We start from the raw sequence: 5761 nt of genomic DNA, 5'->3' as shown, positions 1-5761 counted from the left end.
GAGTTTGACCAGCAGGGCCGGCGGAGGCTGCGAAATGGAGAGCCGGCCGTTTTCGAACGCCGGCAGACGGCGGACATGCGCGTTTCGCATCGGGGGCAGAAATCCCTGGGGAAAAGCGCTACATATAGACAAAAGGGACCGGACCAATGCGCATCGAGCGTCGTTTCACCAAGCCAGGACAGTCCGCCTATGCGGAGATCGAATTCCGCAAGGCGCTTTCGGAGATCAAGAATCCGGATGGCTCGGTGGTGTTCCGCTTGGACAATATCGACGTGCCGGCGCAGTTCTCCCAGGTCGCAGCCGATATCCTGGCACAGAAATATTTCCGCAAGGCCGGTGTTCCGGCACGCCTGAAGAAGATCGAAGAGAACGACGTCCCCTCCTTCCTGTGGCGCTCCGTCGCCGATGAGGCGGAACTCGCCAAGCTGCCGGAAGCCGAGCGCTACGGTTCCGAGATCGACGCCCGCCAGGTCTTCGACCGCCTTGCCGGCACCTGGACCTATTGGGGCTGGAAGGGCGGCTACTTCAAGGCGTCGGAAGAAGACGCACGCGCCTTCCGTGACGAGCTTGCCCACATGCTGGCCACCCAGCGCGTCGCGCCGAACTCGCCGCAATGGTTCAACACCGGCCTGCACTGGGCCTATGGCATCGACGGCCCGAGCCAGGGCCACTTCTATGTCGACCCGTTCACCGGCAAGCTGACCAAGTCGAAATCCTCCTACGAGCATCCGCAGCCGCATGCCTGCTTCATCCAGGGCGTACAGGACGACCTCGTCAACGAGGGTGGCATCATGGATTTGTGGGTGCGTGAAGCGCGCCTGTTCAAATACGGCTCCGGCACCGGCTCCAACTTCTCGCTGCTGCGCGGCGAAGGCGAAAAACTGTCCGGTGGCGGCCGCTCGTCGGGCCTGATGAGCTTCCTCAAGATCGGCGACCGCGCGGCGGGCGCCATCAAGTCGGGCGGCACGACGCGCCGCGCCGCCAAAATGGTCATCGTCGACGCCGACCATCCCGATATCGAGGAATTCATCGACTGGAAGGTCAATGAAGAGCAGAAGGTCGCCTCGCTGGTGACCGGCTCGAAGATCGTCAAGAAGCATCTCGAAGCGATCATGAAGGCCTGCGTCAACTGCGAAGGCAATGGCGACGACTGCTTCGATCCGTCGATCAACTCCGCGCTGAAGCGCGAGATTAAGGCGGCCAAGAAGTCGGCCGTGCCGGAGAACTACATCTACCGCGTCATCCAGTTCGCCAAGCAGGGCTATAGCTCGATGTCGTTCAAGACCTACGACACAGACTGGGATTCGGACGCCTACCTCACGGTTTCGGGCCAGAATTCCAACAATTCGGTGTCGCTGAAGGATAATTTCCTGCGCGCCGTCGAGGACGATGCCGACTGGCACCTGACCGCCCGCAAGGACGGCAAGGTACTGAAGACGCTGAAGGCCAGGGATCTCTGGGAAAAGATCGGTTACGCCGCCTGGGCGTCGGCCGATCCGGGCCTGCATTTCAACACGACGATGAACGACTGGCACACCTGCGCTTCCGCCGGTGCGATCCGGGCGTCCAACCCGTGCTCCGAATACATGTTCCTCGACGACACGGCCTGCAATCTCGCCTCGATCAATCTGCTGCCCTACCGCAACGCCGACGGCACGATCGACATCGCAGCCTACGAGCACACGGTGCGGCTGTGGACCATCGTGCTCGAAATCTCCGTCATGATGGCGCAGTTCCCGTCGAAGGAGATCGCCAAGCAGTCCTACGAATACCGCACGCTCGGCCTCGGCTATGCCAATATCGGCGGCCTGCTGATGACGTCGGGCATTCCCTACGACTCCGACGAAGGCCGCGCGATCTGCGCCGCACTCACCGCGATCATGACCGGCATGGCCTATGCCACCTCGGCCGAGATGGCCGGCGAACTCGGCGCCTTCGCCGACTACGACCGCAATGCCCAGAACATGCTGCGCGTCATGCGCAACCATCGCCGTGCCGCCTATGGCGAGAAGCAGGGCTACGAGAAGCTCGCCGTCAACCCGGTGCCGCTCGTCGCTTCCGACCTGAAGCAGCAGGACCTTGCGACCCACGCCAAGGCCGCCTGGGACCGCGCCATCGAGCTCGGCGAGGAGCATGGCTACCGCAACGCGCAGGCGACCGTCATCGCGCCGACCGGCACGATCGGCCTGGTCATGGATTGCGACACCACCGGCATCGAGCCCGACTTCGCGCTGGTGAAGTTCAAGAAGCTGGCCGGCGGCGGCTATTTCAAGATCATCAATCGCGCCGTGCCGGAAGCGCTGCGCACGCTCGGCTATTCCGAAGCCCAGATCGCCGAGATGGAGGCCTATGCGGTCGGCCACGGCAACCTCAACCAGGCGCCGGCCATCAACCCCGGCGCGCTCAAGGCCAAGGGCTTCACCGACGAGAAGATCGCGGCGCTCAACGCAGCCTTGAAGTCGGCCTTCGACATCAAGTTTGTCTTCAACCAGTGGACGCTCGGCGCCGACTGGGTGAAGGAGACGTTCGGCTTCACCGACGAGCAGCTCAACGACTTCTCGTTCGAGATGCTGCCGGCGCTCGGCTTCTCCCGCAAGGACATCGAGGCCGCCAACATCCATGTCTGCGGTGCGATGACGCTGGAAGACGCGCCGTTCCTCAAGGCCGAACACCTCGCCGTGTTCGATTGCGCCAGCCCGTGCGGCAAGATCGGCAAGCGCTCGCTGTCTATCAACAGCCACATCCAGATGATGGCGGCGGCACAGCCCTTCATTTCCGGCGCGATCTCCAAGACCATCAACATGCCCAACGATGCGACGGTGGAAGACGCCAAGGGCGCCTACATGCTGTCGTGGAAGCTGGCGCTGAAGGCCAACGCGCTCTACCGCGACGGCTCGAAACTGTCGCAGCCGCTCAATTCCTCGCTGCTCGCCGATGGCGAGGACGACGAGGATGAAGCCGTCGAGCAGCTGCTCGCCGCACCTGCGGCAGCACGTGCCGCACAGATCACCGAGCGGATCGTCGAGCGCATCATCGAGCGCGTGTCGCGCGAGCAGGAAAAGCTGCCCGGCCGCCGCAAGGGTTACACGCAGAAAGCCAAGATCGGTGGCAACACCATCTTCCTGCGCACCGGCGAATATGACGATGGCCGTCTCGGCGAGATCTTCATCGACATGAACAAGGAAGGCGCGACTTTGCGTGGCCTTCTCAACAACTTCGCCATCGCCATTTCGTTGGGCCTGCAATATGGCGTGCCGCTCGACGAATATGTGCACGCCTTCACCTTCACCAAGTTCGAGCCGGCCGGCATGGTGCAGGGCAATGACGCCATCAAGAGCGCGACGTCGATCCTCGACTACGTGTTCCGCGAGCTGGCGATCTCCTACCTCGGCCGCAACGATCTCGCCCATGTCGACCAGTCGGACTTTTCCAACACCGCACTTGGCCGTGGCATCAGCGAAGGCAAGACCGATGCGGTCTCCAAGGGCCTGACCCGTGGCGCCTCGCCGGTGAAGCTGGTGTCGCGCGTCAGCGGCAACGATCCGAAAGGCTTTGCGGCCCCCTCGGGCGCCCCTGCCCGCTCGGCACCGACCGCCTTCTCCGGCTCCAACGTGCTGGCGCTGAAACCCGCCAGCGACGAAGCGGTCGCCTACAAGCGCGACTATGAGGAGCGGGCAAAGGAATTGGCCGAGGACATCGCCTTCGAGGAAGCGGCGGGTGTTGCTTCCGACGCCACGGCTGCGCTGTTCACCGACGCCGCGGCCATGGAGGCGGCGGAAGCCAAGAAACTCGCCAACGACCGCCGCGCCAAATCGCTGCTCCAGGGCTACACCGGCAATTCCTGCTCCGAGTGCCAGAATTTTACCATGGTGCGGAACGGGACCTGCGAGAAGTGCGATACGTGTGGCTCGACGAGCGGGTGCAGCTGAGCTAATTCACGCGCGCTGTCTGTCTGCTGCCAACAATGCGACTCCGCTCTCAGCAGAAGAGATATGCTGAGAGCGGAGGTCTATAAAAATGCCGCCAGAGCCCAAGCAACAGCACTATATTCCGGAAACTTATTCGAAGCATTTCTTGGATGGAGACGGCTGCATCAAAGTCTACGATACGTGGGAAGATTGTAGGCTTTTCTGCACCTCTCCAAAATCGGTATTCAAAGAGAAATACCTATACTCACAACCAGTTCATGCTGAAGCGCGTTTTGACAACGCGATCGAGAGACTTTTTTCCGACACGATAGAAAGCGGCTGGGACCGAGCTGTGAACATTATCGCGGAAAAGAAACCGCTCTCACTTGATGAAATTAAACATTTCACCGAATTCCTTTTGTCCATGCGATGCCGTGTACCCAACGCGCTTAGATCTGTTATGAGCCTTTTGCGAGACTCTGTTGCTAGGATATCGGACGCAGTTTCACCTCCCGTACCCGAGGCTCTGTTGGAAATTTATCGCAAGACGACAGGAGATGTATCGAGCCAGATTAGAATGCAGGATTTGATAAACGCCGGCATAATTCAAATAAACATTGACCCGCATACCGCCCTTCTTTCGATGCCAAATATCATTCGAGGCATGCTTCCTGTAATGAATCGGTACAACGCGCCTGTTTTTATACACAACGAGACAGGCGTCGATTTTATTTCTAGCGATAACCCCGTGTGCTACTTCAAATCGGGAACACCAATAGGTAAAATAGTTCCATACAGTGTCGGAAATTTTGATGATTTTGAACTTGTCTTCCCTATAACTCCGCGCATTGCGATGTATCTGGACACCCGAAGGCAGACGGATGCAATGCATAGAGAAGTACGCAACCGCCGGGCGATAGATCGCATCAATGAGGTCGTGGCTCTTTTTGCTGATCGCTATATATTTAGCCAACGGGGAGACATCGAGACCTTAGTATCCAACTTTTTCGATAAAGGGCCAGTTCCGGACTTCGAACGCTCGATAGTTGGTAACGGCTTGGTGCAGCGAATAAGCTACAAGATCGGACAGCCCTCCGCTCTATCGAATGCGTGGGAATACCCATTCCGACGATGAGGATGCAACAGGGCGTGAGCCGCTACACTGACTATCCACCTAGGGAGTGAAGTGCGTGTGTTACGCGGTGGTGATTGAAAAGGCGGGAAATAACTTTTCCGCTTATGTGCCGAATTTACCCGGCTGCATCGCGACCGGTGCAACTGTACGCGAGGTGGAAGCCGAGATTCGCGATGCAATTCGCTTTCACATCAAGGGTTTGCGGGCCGATGGGTTGAATGTGCCGAAGGTGTTAGCTTGGCAGAGTGCGTAAAGGCATAAAGCCACGAACCAGACCGGCACTACAGGTAGATGAACTTCACACCCACGTTATTGAGCGCGGTTTCTTTTGGAAAAATTTATGACAAGCGCTATTGGTTTGACGCCTATAGACCTCCTAACAACAATTTTGGTAGTTATTACGGGCGTATACGCCTGGCTAACTTATAAGATAGCCCACTCAAATAAAATGATGGTCATAGAAATACAGAAGCAGATCGAGGTTCAAACGCGGCCTGTAATTGCTTTGAATATCGAAATTCAACACCATACTATTTTTGTTGCTCGAATCTGGAACCGAGGCTCCTCATCCGCCGAGAACCTTAAACTGACGGTCGACAGAGACTTCTATCGCTTTGGGGAAACCGTTGGAGAATCAAAAAATATTTCTGATATGTATATTTTCAAAAACACATTGGCTGCACTCGCGCCTGGCGATGGATTCTGGATCGATCTTTGT

General features: G+C 58.1%; 4 protein-coding genes. All 4 read left to right on the top strand.

What is annotated here, in order from left to right:
* Positions 1 to 146 precede the first annotated feature (146 nt).
* The gene (locus tag ENZ74_RS19345; RefSeq protein ID WP_063167864.1) at positions 147 to 3929 is read left to right on the top strand and encodes a vitamin B12-dependent ribonucleotide reductase; all 3783 of its coding nucleotides are present in this window, start codon (positions 147 to 149) and stop codon (positions 3927 to 3929) included.
* A gap of 88 nt (positions 3930 to 4017) precedes the next feature.
* Positions 4018 to 5043, top strand: a complete 1026-nt coding sequence (locus ENZ74_RS19340) for a DUF4238 domain-containing protein (protein ID WP_063167863.1) — start codon at positions 4018 to 4020, stop codon at positions 5041 to 5043.
* 55 nt (positions 5044 to 5098) lie between these two features.
* Positions 5099 to 5296, top strand: a complete 198-nt coding sequence (locus tag ENZ74_RS19335) for a type II toxin-antitoxin system HicB family antitoxin (RefSeq protein ID WP_164746046.1) — start codon at positions 5099 to 5101, stop codon at positions 5294 to 5296.
* An 87-nt stretch (positions 5297 to 5383) separates the two neighbouring features.
* Positions 5384 to 5761, top strand: a 378-nt coding sequence (locus ENZ74_RS19330) for a hypothetical protein (RefSeq protein ID WP_206522298.1), incomplete at its 3' end; no start/stop codon positions are given.

Source organism: Mesorhizobium sp. M7A.F.Ca.CA.002.15.2.1, from assembly GCF_003998715.1.
In the GTDB taxonomy this organism is placed as follows: Bacteria; Pseudomonadota; Alphaproteobacteria; order Rhizobiales; family Rhizobiaceae; genus Mesorhizobium; species Mesorhizobium ciceri.
Note: the sequence above shows the minus strand (reverse complement) of the source record. Positions and strands in the feature narration are given on the sequence as shown.

Bases quoted from the DNA above. Each gene is read 5' to 3' on its own strand.
- ENZ74_RS19345 (WP_063167864.1), top strand. From the start codon at position 147: ATGCGCATCGAGCGTCGTTTCACCAAGCCAGGACAGTCCGCCTATGCG.
- ENZ74_RS19340 (WP_063167863.1), top strand. From the start codon at position 4,018: ATGCCGCCAGAGCCCAAGCAACAGCACTATATTCCGGAAACTTATTCG.